Annotated in this window: 15 protein-coding genes; 4 read left to right on the top strand and 11 right to left on the bottom strand. The window is 72.7% G+C overall.

The features are described 5' to 3' along the window. Window positions 1–130: 130 nt before the first annotated feature. The 5 genes from IG05_RS0115330 to IG05_RS0115310 form a co-directional block, all read right to left on the bottom strand. The gene (locus IG05_RS0115330) at window positions 131–1,018 is read right to left on the bottom strand and encodes a FadR/GntR family transcriptional regulator (protein ID WP_158838877.1); all 888 of its coding nucleotides are present in this window, start codon (window positions 1,016–1,018) and stop codon (window positions 131–133) included. A gap of 162 nt (window positions 1,019–1,180) precedes the next feature. After that, window positions 1,181–3,733: an ATP-binding cassette domain-containing protein gene (locus tag IG05_RS0115325; protein WP_030342917.1), complete on the bottom strand. Its 2,553-nt coding sequence runs from the start codon at window positions 3,731–3,733 to the stop codon at window positions 1,181–1,183. A gap of 162 nt (window positions 3,734–3,895) precedes the next feature. Beyond that, window positions 3,896–4,654, bottom strand: a complete 759-nt coding sequence (locus IG05_RS0115320) for an NUDIX hydrolase (RefSeq protein WP_030342915.1) — start codon at window positions 4,652–4,654, stop codon at window positions 3,896–3,898. A gap of 151 nt (window positions 4,655–4,805) precedes the next feature. After that, window positions 4,806–7,001 carry a glycogen debranching N-terminal domain-containing protein gene (locus tag IG05_RS0115315; protein WP_234335866.1) on the bottom strand — a complete coding sequence of 732 codons (2,196 nt, stop codon included), beginning with the start codon at window positions 6,999–7,001 and terminating at the stop codon, window positions 4,806–4,808. 234 nt (window positions 7,002–7,235) lie between these two features. Further along, window positions 7,236–8,744: a DUF4192 domain-containing protein gene (locus tag IG05_RS0115310; RefSeq protein WP_030342912.1), complete on the bottom strand. Its 1,509-nt coding sequence runs from the start codon at window positions 8,742–8,744 to the stop codon at window positions 7,236–7,238. A gap of 142 nt (window positions 8,745–8,886) precedes the next feature. On the opposite strand from IG05_RS0115310, the gene IG05_RS0115305 reads away from it, so the two are divergent. Continuing rightward, window positions 8,887–11,052 carry a RecQ family ATP-dependent DNA helicase gene (locus IG05_RS0115305; RefSeq protein WP_030342910.1) on the top strand — a complete coding sequence of 722 codons (2,166 nt, stop codon included), beginning with the start codon at window positions 8,887–8,889 and terminating at the stop codon, window positions 11,050–11,052. Between the two features lie 329 nt (window positions 11,053–11,381). Next, entirely contained in the window at window positions 11,382–12,002 is a 621-nt protein-coding gene (locus IG05_RS0115300; RefSeq protein ID WP_030342908.1) for a hypothetical protein, read from the top strand. A gap of 421 nt (window positions 12,003–12,423) precedes the next feature. Here the strand turns inward: IG05_RS0115300 and IG05_RS0115295 are convergent, their stop codons facing one another. The 3 genes from IG05_RS0115295 to IG05_RS0115285 all read right to left on the bottom strand — a co-directional run bounded on the left by IG05_RS0115295 (window position 12,424) and on the right by IG05_RS0115285 (window position 14,531). Next, on the bottom strand, window positions 12,424–13,056 hold the full coding sequence (locus IG05_RS0115295; protein WP_078894185.1) for a hypothetical protein: 633 nt from the start codon (window positions 13,054–13,056) through the stop codon (window positions 12,424–12,426). 68 nt (window positions 13,057–13,124) lie between these two features. Beyond that, window positions 13,125–13,826 (bottom strand): ribonuclease HII, encoded by a 702-nt coding sequence (locus IG05_RS0115290; protein WP_030342906.1) that lies wholly within the window; start codon window positions 13,824–13,826, stop codon window positions 13,125–13,127. A gap of 81 nt (window positions 13,827–13,907) precedes the next feature. Beyond that, entirely contained in the window at window positions 13,908–14,531 is a 624-nt protein-coding gene (locus IG05_RS0115285; protein ID WP_030342904.1) for a TetR/AcrR family transcriptional regulator, read from the bottom strand. A 186-nt stretch (window positions 14,532–14,717) separates the two neighbouring features. On the opposite strand from IG05_RS0115285, the gene IG05_RS0115280 reads away from it, so the two are divergent. After that, entirely contained in the window at window positions 14,718–16,268 is a 1,551-nt protein-coding gene (locus IG05_RS0115280; protein WP_030342902.1) for an MFS transporter, read from the top strand. A 411-nt stretch (window positions 16,269–16,679) separates the two neighbouring features. Here IG05_RS0115280 and IG05_RS0115275 read toward each other — a convergent pair whose 3' ends face one another. The 3 genes from IG05_RS0115275 to IG05_RS0115265 all read right to left on the bottom strand — a co-directional run bounded on the left by IG05_RS0115275 (window position 16,680) and on the right by IG05_RS0115265 (window position 19,013). Further along, a complete protein-coding gene (locus IG05_RS0115275; RefSeq protein ID WP_030342901.1) occupies window positions 16,680–17,585 on the bottom strand; it encodes an ADP-ribosylglycohydrolase family protein in 906 nt (301 codons plus the stop codon). Window positions 17,586–17,597: 12 nt separating this feature from the next. After that, complete coding sequence (locus IG05_RS0115270; RefSeq protein ID WP_030342899.1) at window positions 17,598–18,257, bottom strand: histidine phosphatase family protein; 660 nt, start codon at window positions 18,255–18,257, stop codon at window positions 17,598–17,600. 150 nt (window positions 18,258–18,407) lie between these two features. Beyond that, on the bottom strand, window positions 18,408–19,013 hold the full coding sequence (locus IG05_RS0115265) for a YdbC family protein (protein WP_030342898.1): 606 nt from the start codon (window positions 19,011–19,013) through the stop codon (window positions 18,408–18,410). Window positions 19,014–19,165: 152 nt separating this feature from the next. On the opposite strand from IG05_RS0115265, the gene IG05_RS0115260 reads away from it, so the two are divergent. Next, a complete protein-coding gene (locus IG05_RS0115260; protein ID WP_030342897.1) occupies window positions 19,166–19,699 on the top strand; it encodes a TerD family protein in 534 nt (177 codons plus the stop codon). The last annotated feature ends 11 nt before the right edge of the window (window positions 19,700–19,710 follow it).

The following is a 19,710-nucleotide window of genomic DNA, read 5'->3' as shown; positions in this document are numbered from 1 at the left end:
GGCCCGCCGGACCCGCCGGACTCCAGAAGGTCCGGCGGGGTCCGGCGACGGCCGGCGCTCGTGGCCCGGCGCCGCCATGCGCACCACGAGCGCGCCGCACACCGGCGACCGCACCGCATTCCTCGCGGGGTCAGTGCTCGCGCGGCGCAGGCACCACGCGCTCCACCTCGGGGTGGACCATGAGCAGCTGGCGCATGGCCGCCTCGGCCGCCGTACCGTCGCCGGTGCCCAGCGCGTCCACGATCCGCGCGTGCTGGGCCAGGGACGCCTCGTTCGGCCGGTCACAGGCCGTGACAGGGCCGCCGGAGACCTGGAGGGCCGCCGAGACGATGCCGGAGAGGTGCTCCAGCATGCGGTTGTCCGCGATCTGGATGAGCAGCGCGTGGAACTCGGTGTCGGCGCGCGAGTAGGTGAGCGCGTCGCCCTGCGCCATGGCATGGCTCATGATCTCGACCATGTCACAGAGGCGCTGCTGCACCTCCTCGCGCCCGTGCCCGGCGGCGAGACGGGCGGCGAGCGGCTCGATCGTCCAGCGCAGCTCGCTCAGCTCCCGGCGCTGGTCGTCGCGCTGCGGCCCGAAGGCCCGCCACTCGATGATGTCCGGATCGAGCAGGTTCCAGTCACTGACGGGACGTACGCGCGTGCCGACGTTCGGGCGGGCGCTGACCAGGCCCTTGGCCTCAAGGACGCGGAGGGACTCGCGGACGACGGTGCGGGACACCTCGAAGCGCTGGCCGATCTCCTCCGGCACCAGCGGGCGGTCCGCCCCCAGGTCGCCGGAGACGATCATCTGTCCCAGCTGCTGGACGAGTTGTCCGTGCAGTCCGCGTCCGCGACTGCCCGCGGCCCGCCGGCCGACGCGGCCCAGCTCCGGCTCCCCGGTGTCCCAGTGGGGCGCGCCGACGCGGTCGGCCACCGTGGCCTCGGCGTAGGGGTAGCGGTCGAGTTCGCCCGGGCCGGCCAGACCAGAGTCTGCGGAGCGGGCGGCGGTCATCATGGTGTGCGCAAGGGTACTCACGGATCCTTTGTCGGCGTCGCCTCCAACTCCCTTGAGGTCTTTGGTGAAAAGCACACGAAAGGGTGATCGCTCACGCCGTCGCAATTGACGCCTTATCGGAAAGAAATGGGCTCTCTGCGGGGAGTTGTGTGCACGACGGAACCGGAAGCGTACGGACTGTAGTCATCGGAAGCGGGTACGCAGGGCCGTGGCCAGATAGGCACAGAGCAGCACCGCGAGCGACAACGCCAGGCCTCCGCCGACGGGTTGAGCGAGGACCCGCGCGGCCGCGAGCAGGTACCGCTCGCCGCCGAACGGCCACTGCAGCAGGTGGACGTCCCGCAACCGCACCGGAAAACCGGCCGCCATCCGCAGCACCGGGCCCTGCAGGACCTTGTGCAGGAGGGGTACGACGAGGACGGGCACGGCGAGGACGGCGGCCAGTCCGGCCGTCGTGGACCGGAACACCCCGGCCGCCAGCACACCGGCCCAGGCGCAGCCGACGACCAGCCCGAACCAACTGGCGGTGAGCGAAAGCCAGTCCGCGGGAACTTGTGCCAGCTCCCGTCCGTAGACGATGTACAGCACTTCGGCGTCGCAGCCCACGGTGAGGAAGGCCAGCAGCAGCGCGGTGGCTCCGGAGACGAGCAGTTTCGCGATGAGCAGCCCCAGCCTACGGGGGACGGTACCGCGGTCCGCCGCCAGGGCGGGGTGGCGGAACTCGTCCCCGAAGGCCAGTGCGCCGAGCAGCCCTGCCGCGAGCGCCGCGGGCGGCAGCGGCAGCCCCTGCGGCCAGGCCGCGAACAGCCGCTCCTTCGGGGTGTGGCCGAGCCGCGCCAGGAGTACGGCGGTGAGCGCGGACAACACCAGCACGGCACCGCAGGTGAGGAAGCCGGTGCCGATTCCGGTGGCGCGCCGGAGTTCGTAGCGCAGGGGGCGCAGGGGGCTGCGTGCGGGGCGGACGGAGATGGGGGGTGGGAGCGGGGAGGCGGCGGCGAGGGGGCGGACGCCGCCGGGGCGAATGGCGCGGTCGACCTGCCACTGCCGGGCGTCGGGGTTCCTGGCTCCGGGGAGGAAGGTGCGGGTGCCGGCGAGGAACTTGGCCGGGGTGCGGGCCCTGCCGGTCTGCGGCTCGGAGGCTGTCACCACTCCGCCCGGGCTGGAGTCGACGGTGGCCGTCGGGCCGCCGGACCGGCCGGAGCCGCCAGCCGCCGTGCTCTTCTCGCCGGACGCGGTCGGGCTGTGCGCCACGCCGCCCTCCGGGGATGTCATGGCGGCCGGTGCGGCGTCATGGGCCGGCGGACGAGCCGACGCGGCCCCCTGCTCGACAGCGCGGCCGGACGCGGACCATTCGCTCTCCATGGTCCGCACTCTCTCAAGGCTGACCGCAGCCCGGCCGGGCTCCGGCGCCGGGCTGTCCGGCTCCGGCGCGGACCGGTCAGGGGCTTCGGCGCACGGTCCGGCCGCTTCCGGGTCGGGCGTCGCGGCGCCGGATTCCGCTGCCGGCCACGTGGTGTGCGACTCCTCCGCCGGATAGCCGGCAGTCGTGGGGTCCGGTGACGCCTCGGCCGTTGCATACGCCGATGCCGGTGGGAACCCCTCCACGGCTCGACCCTGGTCCGCGGGCGGGCCGCCGAGCGCGGCGGGGCGGGATTCCCGTGCGAAGACACCGGAGGCCACGCGCTCGCCACCCGGCCGCGCGCGGCCGGCCGAGGCGCGCTCCCGCTCCCCGTGCGGGGTGTCGCGGGCTGCCGGGTCCTGCTCCGCCGGGCCGTGTTCCGGGCGGGCCTCCCGGTCCGCCGGCACGTCCTGCCGTGGCTCGGCGGAGCCCGTGCCGTCGTCACCCTCGATACCGGCGCCCGGCCCCATGTCTCCGACCTCGTCGGCCAGTTGATGGACGAGGATGCCGTGATGGAACGCGATCTCGCCGACGTCGGCGGTCGTCGTGCCGTACACCGACAGCCGGTTGCCGCCCTCGCGTACGACTTCGACGGAGCGGCGGGTGGTGCGGGCGTCCTTGGTGAGCAGGGCCGCGAGGCGGGCGGCGTGGGGGCTGCGGACGGCCACGCGCGGGCGCAGCCGGGTGCGGGCGAAGTCCCTGGCCTCCTGGTCGGCGACGAGCCTGCCGCCGTCGAGCGTGACGACCCGGTCGGCGGTGCGCGCGGCCTCCTTGGTGTCGGCCGTGGTGAAGAGCACGGTGCCGCCCTGGGTGGCGTGGGCCCGCAACATGCTGTGCAGCCACTGGGCCTCACGGGCGGAGAGACCGTCCGTGGGTTCGTCCAGGACGAGTGTGTGCGGGTCGGGCAGCAGGGCGCAGGCGAGGCCGAGCCGCCGGTCCATGCCGCGCGACAGCGTGCCCAGGCGCTCCTCACGGAGGCTGACGAGACCGACCACTTCGAGGACCTCGTCGGCTCGTCGCGCGGGAACTCCCGCCGCGGCGCACAGCATGCGCAGGTGCCCGCGCACCGTACGGGACGGGTGGCCCGGTACGTCACCGAGGAGTACGCCGACTTCCCGCGAGGGGTGGGCGGTCAAGTGCAGGGGCCGGCCTCTGAAGTAGGTGATGCCGCGCCCTGGTTGGAGCTCCAGCATCAGTTTGAGCGCCGTCGTCTTGCCCGCGCCGGCGCTGCCGAGGAGCGCGGTGACGTGCCCGGCGCGCGCTTCGAAGGAGACGTCGTCGACGGCGGGCGGGTGCGCCTTGCGGGGATTGCTGGTCAGTCCGAAGGCCTGGATCACCTGCAGCAAGATAGCGCGACATATCCGGTTTTTCCGGTATAGGGCGTCTTGCGAGCACAAGCCGCGTGGTCTGTCGCCTCATCTGTCCGCCGTTCGACGGAACGCGCGCTCGGCAGGGGTGACCGGCGCGCCGGTCGTGTGACAGGGCCGCCGCCGTGTCCCTCAGACCTCGGGGCGCAGCATCGGCGGGTTGAGCAGGGTGGCGCCGCCGGCGCGGAAGAGCTGGGCCGGCCTGCCGCCCTGGCGCGTGGTCGTACCGCCCGTGGGGACGAGGAATCCAGGGGTTCCGGTGACCTTGCGGTGGAAGTTGCGCGGGTCGAGTGCCACGCCCCACACCGCCTCGTACACCCTGCGCAACTCTCCGACGGTGAACTCGGGCGGACAGAAGGCGGTGGCCAACGACGAGTACTCGATCTTGGAGCGGGCGCGTTCCACTCCGTCGGCGAGGATCTGGGCGTGGTCGAAGGCGAGCGGTGCCACGGGTTCTCCGTCGCGGCCGTAACCACCCTGTTGGAGCAGTTCCTCGACCGGGGCCCAGCGGGCGTTGCTGGCGTCGCCTCCGGCGCGCGGTGCGGGCAGGTCGGGGGCGAGCGCGAGGTGCGCGACGCTGACCACGCGCATGCGCGGGTCCCGCTTGGGGTCGCCGTACGTGGCGAGCTGTTCCAGGTGGGCTCCGTTGTCCTGGGCCGGGACCGAGGGGTCGTGGGCGGACAGCCCGGTCTCCTCGGCCAGCTCGCGTGCCGCCGCCTGGGTCAGGTCCTCGTCGGCCCGTACGAAGCCGCCGGGCAGTGCCCAGCGCCCCTGGAAGGGGGGCTCGCCCCGGCGGACCGCCAGCGCGCACAGGGCATCGCGGCGCACGGTCAGCACGACCAGGTCCACGGTGACGGCGAAGGGCGGAAAGGCTGACGGGTCGTAGGGCATGCCGCGATCATAGTCGTCTTCCTGACGATAAACACTCCCTTGATCGGGCGCTTCGGTGGTGGTTCCGCTTCTTTCCGCCACGGCGCGCATGGTTGGTTTCCGCTCCGCCGGACCGGTGATGTCGTTCCAGGTCACGTGCCTGGCAGGGAGCTCACGCGCCCAGTTGCAGGCCGTCCGCCGCCTCCTCCACCATGGCCAGTCCCAGCCGGCTGATCCGTACGGCGAAGGGGGCGCCCGCGACCCGCATTCCACTGAGGCTGAGTTCGCCGAGCGGTGCGCTCCGCACGGGCCGCAGGGTGACGGTGCGGGCCGGGACGTCGGGACGGATACCGGCCAGGACGGTGAGCAGCAGGACCACCGAGGCCGCGGCGGTGGCCGCCGGGCGGCAGGCGGCGGGGTGCGGGAGGGGCGCGGTGCCGGCTGAGCGCTGTTCGCCGGCGAACATCTCGGGCAGCCGGTGACCGAAGTGTTCCGCCGCTTCCAGCAGCCCTTTGAGCAGGCCGGCCGCCTCCTTCTCGCAGCCGGCCGCCGCCAGTCCCGCGACTGCGAGCGCGGTCTCCTGCACCCGTACCGCTCCCGTCCGGTGACCGAACGGGTTGTGTCCCGCCTCCTTGACGCCGAGGCCGCGCAGTCCCCAGCCGGCGTCCATGGCGGGGGTGCCGAGCAGCCGGGCGAGGTGTTCGGTGTGCGCCTTGCCGAGCAGGCCGGGGGCCTGTCGGCCGCCGCCGAGCAGGCCGGTGTCGAGGAGGTGGACGGCGGTGGCGGACAGCTGGGGCATGGGGCGTCTCCCGGGGGCCAGGGCCGCGGCCGGGCGGCCGCCGCCGCGGTCCTCCACCCAGAACTCGGCTCGGAAGGCGGTCCGCAGGGTCTCGGCCCACTGGAGCAGCTCCGTGGCGCCCGGTCTGTCGTAGGCGTCGAGGAGATCGGCGCCGATCAGGGCGGCGCGGTAGGCGTGCGCCTGCGTTTCGCAGCGGGCCGGCCCCCCGGGGTGCGGGTCGGGGAGGTAGGTGCCGTCACCGACGGTGGTCCGCAGCCACGTCAGGCAGCGCTCGGCCGCGGGCAGAAGCTCCCGTGTCTCCTGTTCGGGCAGCCCCCAGCGGCGGGCTTCGGCGAGCAGGACAGGGAAGAGCAGGGTTGCCTCCGTTCCGGTGCAGCTCGGTGGAAGGTGCGGGCCGGCGTCACGCCGGGGGCCCGGGATCATGCCGGCGCGGGGGCCCGGGCCCCGGAGCTGGGTGCGGGCCAGGATGCGCAGGGTGCCGGCCGCGAGGCGGGTGCCCAGAGGAAGGGTCATGCGGGCGGCGGCGAGCGCCTCGGCGGGAGCCATTCCGCAGCGCCAGGGGGCGCCGGCCGCGAGGTAGGTGTCGGACGGGTGTGCGGGGTCGCGCAGGAGCAGTGCCTGGAGGTCGGCGACGGCCGAGTGCAGCAGCGGGGCCACCCGGGGGTCGTCGCCCGCGGCCCGCGCGGGGGCCAGGGGGCTGGTGGCCACGTGTCCGGCTGGTCGCAGGGGGCCTGCGCCTTCGGGCCGTACCCGTAGCTCCACCGTTGCCGTCCCGGCCGGGGGCAGGTCCAGTTCCCAGCGCAGCAGTCCGGCGGACGCCAGGGCGTCGGAGGGCGGCGGGGCAGCGGTGACGCAGGCGGCTGCGTCGGCCGTGGCCCAGCGCAGGCCCGAGTCGTGAACGCTGGCCGGGAGTTCGGGGGCTGCGGCACCTGCGGCGATGGCGGCGAGTTCCGCCAGGTCGGTGCCGAGGGCTACCTCGACGGGCAGGCGCAGCGGGCGCAGGGCGGCGTTGCGGAGTGTGATGCGTTCGGTGCCGTCGGCGTGCCGGGTCCGTTCGACGACGACTTCGGGGTCGGGGCCGGCGGCCGGGGAAACGCGCAGCGTCCCCACGAAGCGGGCGCTGTCGGCTCCGGTCATCCTGCCCTGCACGGGCAGCGGTTCGCGGCCTGCCACGCGGACCTGGCACCGGGAGAGCAGGCGTCTTCCCCCTCGGTAGAACCCGTCCAGTCCCCGTCCGGCCAGTTGTCCCGGCTCATCGGAGATGACGAGGCCGGGCAGAGCCACACAGATCAGCGCGGTGTGCGTGGGCGGCAGCTCGGGTGCCGGGCGGCCGGCCGGGGGCGTACGTGGCTGCGGTGCCGCGGCGGGACGGCGGGGCGGTGTGGCGCCGGGGGACGGCGGGCTCCCGTGGGGGGCCGGCGAAGGGGAACCTGGTTCCGCGGACGACGGGGGTGGTGGATCGGTGGCCGTCGTCGGTGCGCCGGGGCGGGCGCCTGCCGTCGGGGACGGCTCGTGCCTGCTCCAGGGCGGACGCTCGGCGGTGGAGGGCGGAGTCGGCTGTTGGTGCATGGCGTCGCTTCTTCTGCGCTCGGTGCGCCTCGGACATGCTGGGCGGCTGGTGGGTCGCCCCGGAGGACAGGGGAGTACGGCGGCACCCGTTCAGGCGTTCCGCCACTCAGGTGAACGGAAACGGACTCGCCCGGGTCACGGCTCGCCTGTCGGAAGCCGACCGAATGGCGGTGTGCCCGGCCGGCTGGGACGGCCATTCGGGGTGCGCCCGGCCCGTCATCCGTCGGCCGGGACTCATCCGTCCGCCTCGGAGTGCCGGCTGTCCGACGGGGCGCCGCCGTGCGTGGCGTCGCCCGCAGCCGCCGCACGGGTGCGCGTGGCGGCCGGGCCGCGGGGGCCGGGGCCGGTCGCGTCCGTGGTCCGGGGACGGGAGCCGACCGGCCTCCGACGGTCTTGCCTGGCTCGGGAGGCTTTATCACCGCGCGCACGGCGGCGTCGCTGCCCGCCCTTCCTGGCGCCGGGGTCGGCACGCTCGTCGCTCTGCTGCGTGTCGGCCTCAGAGGGCTCGGCGAGAGCCGTCCGCGCTGCCGGGGCCGCCTGGTCCGTCGGCTGTGCCGGCTCAGGCTCCGCCCGTTCAGCGCGCAGGCAGCGGCGGACCGACTCGGGGTCGAGTCCTTCGTTGCAGGCCTGGTGCAGCAGGCGGGCGAAGAGGTAGTCGGGGTCCGCGCCCAGTGCCATGGCCAGTGCTTCCCGTGCCTCCAGCTCGTCCCCCAGGGACCAGGCGACCCAGCCCGCCAGGGTCAGCGGTGCGGCGGCGTGCTCACCGTAGGGTCCGACACAACGGCGGGCCAGGGCGCGCCAGAGGCGGAGCGCCGGACCGGCCTCGTCCCCCTCCATCCAGGCGGCGGCCTTGTCACGGGTCGTGCGGTCCTGGAGCCCGAGGATCAAGGTCGCCGCCTCGTCGTCCGCGAGGAGGTCGTCGTCGCGTACGTCCGCGGAGTGGGTGCCGGGGACCGGTGCGGCCGTGGCGTACCGGCGGATGATGCGCCCGGCGAGGGCGATGGTCTCCTCCGCCACCTCCAGGCGGCTCGTCTCTTCCAGCATGCGGGGCACCAGGCTCATTCCGACCGCGTCCAGGGCGATCTCCTGTTCCAGTGCGGCGCCGGTCTCCCACGGCTGGAGCCTGGCGCGCAGCTCCCGCAGGGTGCCGCGCACCTGGATGCCGGCGTAGGTGGCCGCGGCCGCGAGCACGGAGGTGCCGGGAAGGCCCATCGGCGAGCCGTCCTCGGGGCAGCAGCCCTCGACCGGGCAGCAGTACGACCAGAATCGGCCGTCCGAGATGCACAGGGCCTCGATGACCGGCACGTCGAGATTCCCGCACTCGGTGCGCATCAGGTGGGCCAGCCCCTCCAGCCGCCTTTTGACGTCCCGGCCGGACTCTCCCGGGCCCGGCTCCTGGCAGACGTAGGCCACCATCCGTTCGGGCCGGCCGCCACGCCGTTCGCTGCCGGTCACCAGCCCGCGGGCCAGCTGCCGGGCGGCGGCCTCCCAGTCCTCGTCGTTCGCGGGGATGCCGAGCCGGGCCCGGCCGCCGAACCTGCCGCGGCCCGCGTGGTCGTGCAGGGCGACGAGCACCATGCTGTCCTCGGGGCGGTAGCCGAGCAGGTAGGGCAGGGCGTCGGCCAGTTCGGCCGGGGTGCGCAGAGTGACCTGTGTGGCGTGTTCGGTCGGCCCGGTCGGCGGCTCCTGCCCCGAGATGTCGTTGCTTTCGAAGGGTCCGGCGGTTTCGCTGTGATTCGTCATGCGCCGACGATCTCGCGGATCTCACCATTCCGGTTGGGCCTGTGGATAAGTCGAATCAGGGACACGACAAGGCCGTCCCCGTCGTCCACAGCCTCGGCCCGAGCCCGCCCGGTTGTCGGTCCCGTCCTGTTGTATGGGACGCATGGAGCACACGAGCAACGCGGACCTCCGCGCACAAGCCGACGCCGTCCTCGCCCGTCTCGTCGGGGATGCCACCGGCGCCGCCCGGCTGCGCGAGGACCAGTGGCGGGCGATCGAGGCACTGGTCGCCGACCGGCGCCGGGCCCTGGTCGTGCAGCGCACGGGCTGGGGCAAGTCCGCGGTGTACTTCGTGGCGACGTCGCTGCTGAGGGCCTCAGGAAGCGGGCCCACGGTGATCGTCTCGCCGCTGCTCGCGCTCATGCGGAACCAGGTGGAGGCCGCGGGCCGGGCCGGCATCCACGCCCGGACCATCAACTCCGCCAACACCGAGGAGTGGGAGTCCGTCCAGGCCGAGATCGCGGCGGGCGGCGTCGACGTGCTGCTCGTCTCGCCGGAGCGGCTGAACAATCCCGACTTCCGTGACCAGGTCCTGCCCAAGCTGTCCGCCGCCACCGGCCTGCTGGTCGTGGACGAGGCCCACTGCATCTCCGACTGGGGCCACGACTTCCGCCCCGACTACCGCCGCCTGCGCACCATGCTCGGCGACCTCCCGCCCGGCGTCCCGGTGCTGGCCACCACCGCGACGGCCAACGCACGGGTGACCGCGGACGTCGCCGAGCAGCTCGGCACGGGCGGCGCCTCCGACGCGCTGGTGCTGCGCGGGCCGCTCGACCGGGAGAGCCTGAGCCTCGGCGTGCTGCGCCTCCCGGACGCCGCGCACCGGATGGCATGGCTCGCGGACCACCTCGACGACCTCCCGGGCTCCGGCATCATCTACACGCTCACCGTCGCCGCCGCCGAGGAGGTCACCGCCTTCCTGCGGCAGCGCGGGCACACCGTCGCCTCCTACACGGGCAAGACGGAGAACGCCGACCGGCAGCAGGCCGAGGACGACCTGCTCGCCAACCGCGTCAAGGCCCTGGTCGCCACCTCCGCGCTCGGCATGGGCTTCGACAAGCCGGATCTCGGTTTCGTGGTCCATCTCGGCTCGCCCTCCTCCCCCATCGCCTACTACCAGCAGGTCGGCCGCGCCGGCCGCGGCGTCGACCACGCCGAGGTGCTGCTGCTGCCGGGCAAGGAGGACGAGGCGATCTGGGAGTACTTCGCCTCGCTGGCCTTCCCGTCCGAGGATCTGGTACGGCGCACGCTGGACGTCCTCGCCCGGGCCGACGGGCCCGTGTCGCTGCCCGCTCTGGAACCGCTGGTCGAGCTGCGCCGCTCACGCCTGGAGACCATGCTCAAGGTCCTCGACGTGGACGGAGCGGTGCGCCGCGTCAAGGGCGGCTGGATCGCGACCGGGCAGCCTTGGTCGTACGACTCCGAGCGTTACGCGTGGGTGGCCCGGCAGCGCGCGGTCGAACAGCAGGCGATGCGCGAGTACGCGACCACCACCGAGTGCCGGATGGAGTTCCTGCAGCGCCACCTGGACGACGAGGGCGCCAAGCCCTGTGGCCGCTGCGACAACTGCGCGGGCCCCCGCTTCACGTCCGACCTGTCCGCCACTGCACTGGACGCGGCCCGGAGCGACCTGGGGCGTGCGGGAGTGGAAGTGGAACCCCGTCGCATGTGGCCGACCGGCCTCCCGGCCATCGGCATCGACCTCAAGGGCCGCATCCCGACAGGGGAACAGACCTCGCCGGGTCGTGCTCTGGGGCGCCTGTCGGACATCGGCTGGGGCAACCGGCTGCGACCGCTGCTCGCTCCTCAGACACCGGACGCCGAAGTGCCGGACGACGTGGCGCGAGCCGTGGTCGATGTCCTGGCGGACTGGGCCCGGGGCCCCGGCGGCTGGGCCTCCGGTGCCTCCGACGCCCAGCCCCGGCCGGTGGGCGTGGTCACGGTGGCCTCACGCACCCGGCCGCGGCTGATCCACTCCCTGGGCGCGCGGATCGCCGAGGTCGGCCGGCTCCCACTGCTCGGCTCGGTGGAATACGCCGGGGACGCGCCCCGGTTGCCGCGCAGCAACAGTGCGCAGCGGCTGAAGGCCCTCGCCGGCGCGCTGACGGTGCCGCCCGCACTGGCGTCCACGCTGGCCGAGGCGCAGGGTCCGGTGCTGCTCGTCGACGACTTCACGGAGACGGGCTGGACCCTGGCGATCGCGGCACGCCTGCTCCGGAAGTCCGGTGCGCGCGGCGTGCTGCCTCTGGTCCTCGCCGTTCAGGGGTGACGGACGCGCCGCCACTGCGCCTCACGGGACCGAGCGGTGCGTTGCGGCTGGTCCTCGCGGGACCGGAGAGGTTCGCGCGGCGGGTGACCGGACGCCGAGGGGACGGCTCAGGCGTCATCGGCCAACCCTTTGGGTAGGGATATAAGCCACGCACCACCTGATAACAGTCGGCGGCCCCAATTGCTCGTTGCCGCAACCAAGTTCGCCAGGAAGAATTGAGGTCCGCTCCCCGCACGGCTCGTCCGTGATCCGGTTGGGCTCCCCTGCGGTGCGCGCTCCCCCGAATCCGACCTCGCCCTCAGTATGGGCGCGTAGCCGAAGGGAGGAACGTGACCTTCGGATTCGCCTCGTCCTCGGCGGCCTCCTTGTCGACGTCCGCGTCCGCCGCTTCCGCCAGTCGCCTGCTTGAGCCGGCCGAATGGGCCGCCGCCGGAATCCCTCTGCTGCGCAACCCCCGTGAGGTCGTCAGCGGGCTGCACGCCCGCCACCACCCGAAGCCGCTCACGGCGATCGTGGCGGTTCTCGACCCGGACGAGCGGCTGCGGGCCAGTGCCTCGTTCACGCGCCGGCCGGCCCCGGCCGACGGCTGGATGTTCCGTAACGCGCTGCTGGCCCAGCTGCGCCGGGTCATCCCCCACGACCTGCGCCGCCGTACCCCGGTGCGCACGGCCGTCCTGCTCTACTGCCGGGAGGGCGACGGGCGTTGGACCGAGGAGGACGGCGCCTGGATGTGGGGGCTGCGCGACGCCTGCACGCTGCACGGCCTGCGGTGCGGGGCGTACATCACGCTGACGCACGAGGGCTGGCAGGTGCTGGGCGAGGGTCGCGGCGGACGCCAGCCCAACGCCCACTCGGTACCGGAGTCCGTCGCCACCGCGGAGGCTCCGCCGCTGGTGCCACGCACCGGCGGCCCGGTCTCCGATGTGCTGCGCCGAGCGGCGGCCCGCTGAAGGGAGCGGGGCCGGCGGTACGACGGCGCGTGTCGCCGGTCAGCGTCACGAGCGGCGCTTGGGGCCGGTGAGCCGATGGCCGGGGCGAGCCGGCCCGCCCCGACAACCTCACCGAAGAGCCCGCCCGGGCTCACGCCTGAAATTCCGGTTACGCGAACACTCACGAAGCGGCGCGGTCCGGTCGGCCGCCTGAGCCGCGGCTGCGCGAGCCGGTCGCACGCGCGGACCGTGGCGGGTCAGCACGGCGACCTGGGCCAAACCCGCCGGACAACCACGGTGCCGCTCCCCGGGGCATCCTGGGGAGCGGCCTCACACCGCTGCGATGGGCAGCCCGTCACCCGGACATGCCAAAAGCCGCACCGTGCGGTTCCCGCCGGAGCGGCTCCCTCGGCACCCCGATGTCCCGAGGGCCGGGCGTGGCTCAGACGCCGGCGCCGAGCACCGAGTTGATCTGCTGCGGGTCGCCGCAGACGATCAGCAGTGCACCGGCTCGGGAGTGCGCCAGCGGAAGGGCGGTGGCAGCGACGGAAGCGGGGCCTCCGTTGACGGCCACGACCACCACCGGGCGGGACGCGGCGCGTGAGACGACGGTGGCGTCCGCATAGAACACGTCGTCACCGGCGTCGTGCTGCGCCCAGTAGGACGTTTCGCCGAAGGACAGCTCGTGCTCGGCCCACGGGTGCTGGTCACCAGTGGTGATCACCAGCACGTCGCCGGGGGCACGGCCCGAGTCCAGGAGCAGGTCCACCGCCTCCTCGGCGGCGTCGAGCGCACCCTCGGCCGAGGCCGGGATGAGCTGGATCTGCGGGGCCGCGGTGGCGGCGGGAGCGGCCGGGCCGGAGGGGCCGGGCTTGGCCGGAGCCACGTCACGCGACGACGTCCGCTGCACCGGTGCCGTGGGCCGCAGAGGGCCGGGGCGACCGGGGCGGGACGGAGCCGCGGGGCGGGGGCCGGGTACGGGGCGGGGGGTCGGCGCGGTACGGCCGCTGGCCGGCGTGGCGCGGGGACCCTGGGCACTCTCGTGAATCTGAGGCTCCTCGGGAATGAGAGGCATGAGCTGATTTTTATCAAACATTGCTGCGGCGCGGATGACCGGGTGGCACATCAGTGCGAGCAGAACCGTCAGAAATCGAAGCCGAGCTGACCCTCAATTTCCGGAACGCTTCCGTCCGCCCAGCTGCGGACCTTCTTGAGGTGCCGCCACTGAGGCAACGCATCAAGATACGCCCACGACAGGCGGTGGTGCGGGGTGGGCCCCCACTCCGCCAGTGCGGCCTTGTGCACGGGAGACGGATACCCGGCGTTGTCCGCAAATCCGAAGTGTGCATGGTCGGCACCCAGTTCGGCCATCATTTTGTCGCGCTGAACCTTGGCGATCACCGACGCCGCCGCCACGGCCACGCACGACCGATCGCCCTTGATCACCGTGCGCACCTGCCAGGGGGCGCCGAGGTAGTCGTGCTTCCCGTCGAGGATCACGGCCTCGGGACGGGCCGGCAGGGCGTCCAGCGCACGGCCCGCGGCCAGCCGCAGCGCGGCCGTCATCCCCAGCTCGTCGATCTCCTCCGGGGAGGCATGCCCCAGCGCATAGGCAGTCACCCACGACTGCAGGGTCCGTGCGAGTTCCGTACGCCGCTTGAGAGTCAGCAGCTTGGAGTCGGTCAGCCCCTCGGGCGGGCGGCGCAGTCCGGTGATCGCCGCGCAGACGGTGACGGGCCCGGCCCAGGCGCCGCGCCCCACCTCGTCGACACCGGCAATGACCTTCGCTCCGGTCGTGGCGCGCAGGGAGCGCTCGACGGTGTGAGTAGGTGGTTCGTACGGCATGGCGCCCTTAGCCTACGCCGCCGCCATCGCCGCACGACACCCCGGCCGCCCGGTCCGCGCGCACACGGCCGGCGCGGGCGATCAGGTCCCGTACGGCCGCAGCAGCGGGACCATCAGCTGCTCGACCATCTCCGCGAGATCCCGATCACTCCATTCGCTGGCGCACATTTTCGACCGGTACATCATCATGGCCGGGATGGCGTCGAAGACGTAACCGTTGGCCGCGTCCTGCCGGACCTCTCCACGTTCGATTCCACGGGTGATGACCTCACGAAGGAGCTTGACGGTCGGCTCCACGACGCTGCCGAAGATGACCGCTTCGAAGCGTGCGACTTGCAGGTGGTCGCATTCGTGAATGACCGATCGCAGGGCGACACCGGAGCGGGAGTACATGGTCTCCCGCACCTGACGGCACAGGGCGAGCAGGTCTTCGCGCACGCTGCCGAGGTCCGGGGCCTTCTCCACCTGGGGCAGGCCGGACACCAGGGCATCCGCGACGAGATCCTCCTTGGAGGGCCACCGGCGGTAGACCGCGGCCTTGCCGGTCTGGGCGCCGGCCGCGACACCCTCCATGGTCAGCCCCTTCCAGCCGACCGTGCTGAGCTGCTCCAGGGCGGCGTTCAGGATCGCGCGCTCCAGGACCGCACCGCGCCGACGAGGGGAAGCCGTCCGGGCAGGCGCGGCCGTCCAGCGCGAGGTAACCATCTGTATGACTCCAGCATGCAAGGGGAAGCGGGGGTTCCGGGGAGGTGGCGCCGCGCTGCAGGCAAAAGGGGGACGCAGGGCGCGACGGGCTATTAAGTGAACGCTTGCGTTCACTGTTGGGGACTCACTACCGTGGACGCGACAGTGAACGCGAGCGTTCACTAACGCCTTCAGGGGGGACCCATAGTGACGACCTCTCAGCTGCTCAAGGAAGAACGAAAGCCGGGGGTGGCCCGCCGGGAGGGGCATCCCGGCATCGCACTCACCGTCATCGCGGCCTGCCAACTCATGGTGGTACTCGACGCGACGATTGTGAATATCGCGCTTCCGCACATTCAAGACGCTCTCAAGTTCAGCACCACCGATCTGACTTGGGTGGTCAGCGCCTACACGCTCACCTTCGGTGGCCTGCTGCTGCTCGGTGCGCGGGCCGGTGACATCCTCGGCCGCCGCCGGGTGTTCATGACCGGCATCCTGCTGTTCACCTTCGCTTCCCTGCTGGGCGGTCTGGCTCAGGAACCCTGGCAATTGCTGGCCGCACGGGCCCTGCAGGGTGTGGGTGGCGCGATCGCATCGCCCACGGCGCTGGCGCTGATCACAACGACCTTCCCCGAGGGCCCCGAACGCAACCGGGCCTTCGGGGTGTTCGCCGCCGTGTCCGCGGGCGGTGGTGCCATCGGCCTCCTCGCGGGAGGCATGCTCACGGACTGGCTGGACTGGCGGTGGGTGCTGTTCGTCAACGTGCCCATCGGTGTGCTGATCGCCTCGCTCGCGCCGCTGTACATCAACGAGTCCGAGCGGCACCCGGGACGCTTCGACCTCACCGGCGCCCTGACCTCCACCGTCGGCATGGCCTCGCTGGTGTACGGGTTCATCCGCGCCGCCGAGGACGGCTGGCGGGACGGGCTCACCCTCGGCTCCTTCGGGGCGGCCGTGGTACTGCTGTTCGCCTTCGTCGTCACCGAGATGCGGGCGAAGGAGCCGATCACCCCCCTCAGGATGTTCGCCGACCGCAACCGCTGGGGCACGTACGTCATCATGCTCAGCCTGGCCGCGGCGATGTTCGGCATGTTCTTCTACATCGTGCTGTTCGTGCAGAACGTGCTCGGCTACAGCGCCATCGAGGCCGGCGTCGCCTTCCTGCCCGTGACCGTCGCGATCGCGGTGGGCGCGGGTCTGTCCCAGCGCTTCCTGCCGGTGCTCGGCCCCAAGCCGTTCATGATGGGCGGTTCGGCGCTCGTGGTGATCGGGCTGACGTGGCAGACCTTCATCCGGCCCGACAGCACCTACGTGGGCGGAGTGCTGGGCCCCATGCTGGTGTTCGGCTTCGGCATGGGCCTGAACTTCGTGACGGCCACCGTCACCGCCGTCTCCGGTGTCGCCCCGCACGAGGCGGGAGCCGCGTCCGGGCTGCTCAACGCCATGCAACAGGTGGGCGGTTCGCTCGGACTGTCCATCCTGACGACCGTCTTCGGCTCGGCGAGCACGGACGAGGCGAAGAAGCAGCTGCCGAAGTTCCTGGCCGGCGCCTCGCCGGAGCAGAAGGCGCGGTTCGCCGAGACGCACCAGCTGCCCGCGCCCTGGGGGCACGAGGTGCTCGCCCACGGCATCTCCACCGCCTTCATACCGGCCGCCGCGATGGCCGCGCTCGCCTTCCTCACCGCCTGGTTGGTGCTGAGGGTCCGCAAGAGCGACCTGGAATCCCTCGCGGGCACGGCGGGCCCGCACCTCGGCTGATCCAGGCCGGGCCGCGCGAAGCCGCGGCCGACCGGGCCGCCGCCCAGGGACGCACGGCGCACGCGGCGGCCCGGTCGGCCGCACTTCGGCAGGCAGCACCCATGACAGGGCGAACAACAGGACCAGGAGCAGAACCGGGATCAGCCGCGGAGCCGGTACCAGGCACAAGACCGGGACCAGGCGGGAAGTCGGGACCAGGAACAGCGCCGGTGCCGGCACCGGCGAGGTGATCACCATCTCGCGTCCCTCCGTCCCTCGTCGTCACGGCCCCGGCCGCCCTCGCCCCCACAGGCGGGACGCGAGGAGCAGCGGATACCGGAAGAACGGGCGGCGGTCACGCAGAGTTCCCGTCGCACACGGAGAGTTTCGCGTCGGCCGGAATAAGGTTCGGCCCCGGACCGGCGGAAGCCGTCAGATCCCCGTAGGTACCCAGCCCGGCAGGGCCTCGGTGCGCTGCGCCCACTCCGCGGGCGGCGTCCCGGCCTTGCCGGCGGCGAGTACGCCGCCCACGATGGCGCAGGTGGTGTCGACGTCGCCGCCCACCTGGGCGGTCGTCCAGAACGCCGTCCCGTAGTCCCCCAGGGCCCGCGCGGCGGACCAGAGGGCGAAGGGGACGGTGTCATGAGCCGTCGTACGGCGTCCGCAGCCGAGGACGGCCGCGACGGTGGCCGCGTCGCCGTAGTCCAGCATGTCCCGGGCGCGGCGCAGGCCCTGGCCGACGGCGCTCTTGGGCACGAGTGCGACGACTCCGTCGAGGAGCGCCTCGGGGGCGGGCGGCCCGTCCGGCGAGCCCGCCAGTGCCGCCGCGGCGGCCACGGCCATGGCGCCGACCACGGCCTCCCGGTGCTGGTGGGTGGTGTAGGCCGAGATCTCCGCCTGGTGGGTCGCCTGCTCGGGATCGTCCGCGTACCAGGCGCCCAGGGGCGCGATGCGCATGGCCGCACCGTTGCCCCAGGACCCCTGTCCGTTGAAGAGGCCGGCGGCGAGTTCCCGCCAGTCCCCGCCCTCCCGGACCAGGCGCAGCAGCCGGTTGACCGCGGGGCCGTAGCCCCGGTCGAAGTCGTGGTGCTCCGCGAAGGAGCGGGCGAGCGCGTCCTGGTCGATGCGGTGGTGGGCGGCGAGGACGGCAACCACGGAGCAGGCCATCTCGGTGTCGTCCGTCCACTGCCAGGGGCCTGCGGGCAGCTCGCGGCGCTTCAGCAGGGGATAGTTCACGGGAACGAAGAACTGGGAGCCCAGTGCGTCCCCCACGGCCAGGCCGCGCAGGCTCGACAGGGCGCGCTCCAGGCGCCCGAGGGAAGAGGAGTCAGCGGTCATCGCCCTGCCACTCTATCCGGTCACCCAGTACGGGTCAGGTTCCCGCCAGCGCTCGAAGGGCCGGTCGAGTGTGTACTTGCCGTCCTCTCCCAGAACGAGCACCCGCATCTCGGCGTTCCCGGGGTTGGCCAGGGACTCGAATTCAGCGACCGTCCAGTGGAACCAGCGCATGCAGAACAGCCGCATCGCGAGCCCGTGCGTCACGAGCAGGACGTTGGGGGGATGGTCGGGCGCCTCGAAGCTGCGGAACAGGCTCTCGAGGAAGCCGCCGACCCGGTCGTACACGTCCGCGCCGGACTCGCCCTGGGGGAACCTGAAGAAGAAGTGGCCGTACGCGTCGCGGTAGGCCTTCTGCAGACGCACGTCGTCGCGGTCCTGCCAGTTGCCCCAGTCCTGCTCGCGCAGTCGGGGTTCTTCCCGGACCCGTATGAGGTCGGGGTCGAGGTGGAACGCGCGGAGCGTCTCGTGGGTGCGGCGGTACGGGGAGACGTACACGCTCACGCGTTCGCGGCCGAAGAGCTCACGGAGCCGTTTGCCGGTCTCTTCCGCCTGCCGCCAGCCGCGCTCGGTCAGCGCGAGGGCGTGGTCGGGCTCGCGTTCGTACACGGAGTCGTCGACGTTGCCCGTGGACTCGCCGTGCCGGACAAGGACGATGCGCCGTGGTCGTGCCATGCCAAAACCCTAGATCGAACGGCGGCGAGTCGGGCAATCGTACGGCCGGTATACGGCGTAGGTCACATGTTCCGAGCGTCCGAAGCCGTCTCCGGGCCTGGCGTACGGCGGCTCACCGCGGTGCGTTCGTTCATCAAACCAAGCGATGGCTCAGACCGTCCAGGACGGCTCCATGTCCACGATGTCACCGGAGAGCGCCGCGACGTCCGCCTCGGTCTGGGCACGCAGCGCGAGACGTTCCACACGCTCCGTGCGGTACTTGCCGTGCTCGGCCGCCGAGCGCCACATCGACAGGATCAGGAACTCGTGTTCGGGTGCCTCGGCGAACATGCCGCGGATCATGCCGGGCGAGCCGGCCATCGCGGGGTTCCAGACCTTTTCCTGCATGAGCGTGAAGTGCTCGACGCGCTCCTCGTTGATCCGGCACAGGGCCACGCGGATCAGATCGGCGTCGGTGAACCGCGGCTCGAAGCCCGTCTTCACGTCGAAGCGGTACTCGAACAGCTTGGCCTGGGCGTCCTTGAAGGTGCCGGACTGGGCGGCGGCCAGGCGATCGTGGGAACGGGCCATGAAGGAGTCGTAGAAGGCACGGCTCTCCCAGAAGGCGAATATGTGCGCCACCCCCGGTCGCTGCCGGCTCCATCCCCCGCCCTGTCCCCGAAAACCCGGCTCCCCCAGAAGCCCCGCCCATTTCCGCTGCCCCCGCTCGAACCCGCGGCGGTCCACCACGGTGCAGCGAATCCACTTGACCAGCACCGCGCCATCGTAAGGCCACCGGGCGTGGCGTCGGTCACGCTCCGGCGGAGATCGCCCGCGCATGCGCCCCCGCACGCGTGGCACGATGGGCAAGGAACCCCGACGGTTGGGGAGTTGGGGTCGAGCGAGCCGCAGGGGGAAGGGAAAGCCTGGTGACCGGCTTCAGCAAGGGAATCCGCAAGGTCGAGGTCGCGCTCAAGTGGGACCCCAGTCCGGCAGGTCGGCCGCCGACCGATCTGGACATCATCGCCGCGACCTTCTCGTCCGGCGACCCGTACGGGGCGCCGGACTACCTGGTGCACTTCGACAGCCGTTCGCCGGACGGCACGATCCTCCTCAACCGGGACAGCACCGACGGCAGGGGGTTCGGCTGGGACGAGGTCATGACGCTCGAACTGGAGCGCCTGAGCGACCGCTACGCGCGCGTGGTGGTGGGTGTCGTCATCCAGCAGCGGTCCGGGCACAAGACGTTCGCCGACGTGCTCGGTCCCGCCGTACGCGTCCGTGAGGGCTACACCGTGCTCGCCGAGGACGACTTCGGCTCGGTCCCCGGATCGACGGCCGCCACGATCGCCGAATTCGTCCGCGACGATTCCGCCGACTGGACCTTCCGTCCCGGCGTGCACGGCTTCGACGAGGACCCGGCGACCTTCACCCGGGTGATGGGGCGGGCGCACCGGCCCTGAGGCCCTCCGCC

The organism is Streptomyces sp. NRRL S-1022, from assembly GCF_000720135.1.
Lineage (GTDB): Bacteria > Actinomycetota > Actinomycetes > Streptomycetales > Streptomycetaceae > Streptomyces.
The sequence above is the reverse complement of the archived record's forward strand: the minus strand, read 5'-3'. Positions and strand labels throughout refer to the sequence as shown.

What these genes read in the sequence shown, in the direction of transcription:
- IG05_RS0115315 (WP_234335866.1), bottom strand. Translation starts at nt 7,001, where the DNA reads ATGCACCAACAGCCGACTCCGCCCTCCACCGCCGAGCGTCCGCCCTGG.
- IG05_RS0115285 (WP_030342904.1), bottom strand. Translation starts at nt 14,531, where the DNA reads ATGGTTACCTCGCGCTGGACGGCCGCGCCTGCCCGGACGGCTTCCCCT.
- IG05_RS0115305 (WP_030342910.1), top strand. Translation starts at nt 8,887, where the DNA reads ATGGAGCACACGAGCAACGCGGACCTCCGCGCACAAGCCGACGCCGTC.
- IG05_RS0115290 (WP_030342906.1), bottom strand. Translation starts at nt 13,826, where the DNA reads ATGCCGTACGAACCACCTACTCACACCGTCGAGCGCTCCCTGCGCGCC.
- IG05_RS0115310 (WP_030342912.1), bottom strand. Translation starts at nt 8,744, where the DNA reads ATGACGAATCACAGCGAAACCGCCGGACCCTTCGAAAGCAACGACATC.
- IG05_RS0115295 (WP_078894185.1), bottom strand. Translation starts at nt 13,056, where the DNA reads ATGCCTCTCATTCCCGAGGAGCCTCAGATTCACGAGAGTGCCCAGGGT.
- IG05_RS0115275 (WP_030342901.1), bottom strand. Translation starts at nt 17,585, where the DNA reads ATGACCGCTGACTCCTCTTCCCTCGGGCGCCTGGAGCGCGCCCTGTCG.
- IG05_RS0115320 (WP_030342915.1), bottom strand. Translation starts at nt 4,654, where the DNA reads ATGCCCTACGACCCGTCAGCCTTTCCGCCCTTCGCCGTCACCGTGGAC.
- IG05_RS0115270 (WP_030342899.1), bottom strand. Translation starts at nt 18,257, where the DNA reads ATGGCACGACCACGGCGCATCGTCCTTGTCCGGCACGGCGAGTCCACG.